Here is a 2,746-nt window from a genome sequence, read left to right as displayed (position 1 = left end):
GGCCCGGGCTCGTTCCCGGGCCGCCTCGGCGGCAGCCCGTTCGGCCCGCTCGACGGCGGCGTCGCGGTCGGCGCGGAGGAGCTCGACCTCGGCCTCCAGGCGCGTGAGGGTGGAGGTCACCTGCTCGCGGTCGAAGCCCTTGCGGACCACCGCGAAGGGGTCGGCGCCCGTGGTGGGCATGTGTGTGCTCGACATGGCCCCACCCTAGCGGGGAGGCCCCGCCCGGACCCTAGTGCGACCCGGCGGCCGGCTCGACCAGTTCCAGGAGCACGCCCCCGGCGTCCTTGGGGTGCACGAAGTTGATCCGTGAACCCGCCGTGCCGCTCTTCGGTTCCGGGTACAGCACCCGCACACCGCGTCCGGTGAGGTGCTCGGTGATGGCCTCGATGTCGGTCACCCGGACCGCCATCTGCTGGATGCCCGGGCCGTTGCGATCCAGGTACTTGGCGATCGTCGACGACTCGTCGAGGGGGGCGAGCACCTGGAGGAGGGCGCTTCCGTCCGGTCGGCCGGGCGACCCCAGCATGGCCTCGCGCACTCCCTGCTCCTCGTTGACCTCCTCGTGGAGGTTCTCCATCCCGAGGTTGTCCCGGTACCAGGACACGGCGGCGTCGAAGTCGGGAACCGCCACGCCGACGTGGTCGATCGCCACGACGAGATCGGCGGGGAGCAGGGGCTGGCCGGCTGGGGTAGTGGTCATGGGGACCACGGTAGTCGGTGACGGCAGACGGTAGTTTGGCGTGTACACGTACAGCCCCTCGAATGGAAGGTCCGCAATGTCCGCCGACTCCACCCGCACCGTCATCGTCTCCGGGGCCCGCACCCCGTTCGGCCGTCTCCAGGGCGGTCTGTCCTCCCTGTCCGCCCCCGAACTGGGCGGGATCGCCATCCGCGGGGCTCTCGAGCGCGGCGGCGTGCCCGCCGAGGCCGTCGATCAGGTGATCATGGGTCAGGTGCTGTCCGCCGGGAACGGGCAGATGCCCGCGCGTCAGGCGTCGCTGGCCGCCGGTATCCCCCAGCGGGTGGACGCGCTGAGCATCAACAAGATGTGCCTGTCCGGCCTGACGGCCATCGCGCTGGCGGACCAGGCGATCCGCGCCGGATACTCCGAGGTCGTCGTGGCGGGCGGCCAGGAGTCGATGTCCCAGGCGCCCCACCTGCTGCCCAAGAGCCGTGCCGGGTACAAGTACGGTTCCATCGAGGTCCTGGACCACATGGCCTACGACGGCCTGCACGACGTGCCCACCGACCAGCCGATGGGCGCGCTCACCGAAGCGCGCAACGCCGAGTTGGAGATCACCCGCGAGCACCAGGACGAGTTCGCGGCCGTCTCCCACCAGCGCGCCGCGGCCGCGTGGGCCGAGGGTCGGTTCGCGGACGAGGTGGTCCCCGTGACGGTGAAGGGCCGCAAGGGCGACACGGTCGTGGAGACCGACGAGGGTGTTCGCGCCGAGTCGACCGCCGAGTCGATGGGCAAGCTCAGGCCCGCGTTCGCGAAGGACGGGACCATCACCGCGGGATCCTCCTCCCAGATCTCCGACGGCGCCTCCGCCGTCATCGTCACCACCGCCGCCCGTGCGGAGGCCGAGGGGTGGCCGGTGCTGGCCGAGATCGTCGGCTACGGCACCGTCGCCGGCCCGGACTCGACCCTGCAGCACCAGCCCGCCGACGCGGTCCTCGACGCCTGTCGTCGTTCGGACGTCGAGGTCGACTCCATCGACCTGTTCGAGTTCAACGAGGCCTTCGCCTCGGTCGGTCTGCACTCGACCAAGGTCCTGGGCGTGAGCCCCGACAAGGTCAACGTCAACGGTGGCGCCATCTCGATCGGGCACCCGATCGGGGTGTCGGGCAACCGCGTCGTCCTGACCCTCGCACTGGAGCTGGCCCGCCGCGGCGGTGGCCTCGGGGCGGCGGCCCTCTGCGGCGGCGGCGGACAGGGTGACGCGCTGTTGATCCGCGTGCCCGCGACCAGCTGACACCCGATCGGACCGGCCGTGGCAGGATCGAAGGCGTGACGAGACCAGGTAACCGACCCCCGTCCGCCTCCGAGCAGAAGCTCGCGGCGTCCCTCGCCGGCGCCGTCGATCTCTCGGGGTTGAAGAAACGGGCGGAGGCGAAGCGGGACCCCGCCACCGCCGCCCGCGGAACCGGGCCCGGCTCCGGTCCGGTGACGCTCGTCGAGGTCGACGAGGCCACGTTCGAGCAGGAGGTCCTGGTCCGCTCGACGCAGGTCCCGGTCGTCGTCGAGCTCATGTCCCGGCGGGCGCCCACGGTACTGACCACCCTGCTCTCCTCGCTGGCCGAGGAGGGGGGTGGTCAGTGGGTGCACGCGGTCGTCGACGTGGACGCCGCACCGGGGATCGCGCAGGCGTTCCAGGCACGGGCGGTCCCGACGGTCGTCGCCGTCGCGGCGGGGCGGCCGCTCGCGGACTTCGAGGGGGAACAACCCGAGGACGCCCTCCGGCAGTGGATCGCGGCCGTCCTCCAGGCCACCGAGGGCAAGCTGAGCGGGACGCCCGGGGCCGAGTCGGGCGGGGAGCCGGAGGAGGTCGCGGACACCGAGCGTGACGCGGCCGAGGACGCCCTCGCGGAGGGGGAGCTGGCCACGGCGGAGGAGCGCTTCACGGCCCTGGTGGACTCACGCCCCGGAGACCACACGCTCCTGGAGGCACTGCGGTACGTGCAGGCCGCCCGGCGTGCGGCGGAGGAGACCGACGCGGGCGAGGGCACCGTCCCCGCGGCCCTG

General features: G+C 72.6%; 3 protein-coding genes and 1 pseudogene. 2 read left to right on the top strand and 2 right to left on the bottom strand.

Annotated elements, in window-relative coordinates:
- Both G6031_RS13145 and mce read right to left on the bottom strand, forming a co-directional pair.
- Window positions 1-195 (bottom strand): annotated as a pseudogene (locus G6031_RS13145) (hypothetical protein); the annotation flags it as partial.
- A 34-nt stretch (window positions 196-229) separates the two neighbouring features.
- Window positions 230-700, bottom strand: coding sequence for a methylmalonyl-CoA epimerase (mce, locus tag G6031_RS13140; RefSeq protein ID WP_182653495.1), 471 nt, complete (start codon window positions 698-700; stop codon window positions 230-232).
- A gap of 76 nt (window positions 701-776) precedes the next feature.
- Between mce and G6031_RS13135 the strand changes: the two genes are divergently transcribed.
- Window positions 777-1,976: an acetyl-CoA C-acetyltransferase gene (locus tag G6031_RS13135; protein ID WP_182610573.1), complete on the top strand. Its 1,200-nt coding sequence runs from the start codon at window positions 777-779 to the stop codon at window positions 1,974-1,976.
- A 35-nt stretch (window positions 1,977-2,011) separates the two neighbouring features.
- The coding region (locus G6031_RS13130; protein ID WP_182653494.1) for a thioredoxin domain-containing protein at window positions 2,012-2,746 on the top strand (735 nt) is incomplete at its 3' end.

The sequence above is a fragment of the Dietzia sp. CQ4 genome, assembly GCF_014145125.1.
Lineage (GTDB): Bacteria > Actinomycetota > Actinomycetes > Mycobacteriales > Mycobacteriaceae > Dietzia > Dietzia natronolimnaea.
This window is presented reverse-complemented; position numbering and strand designations above follow the sequence as displayed.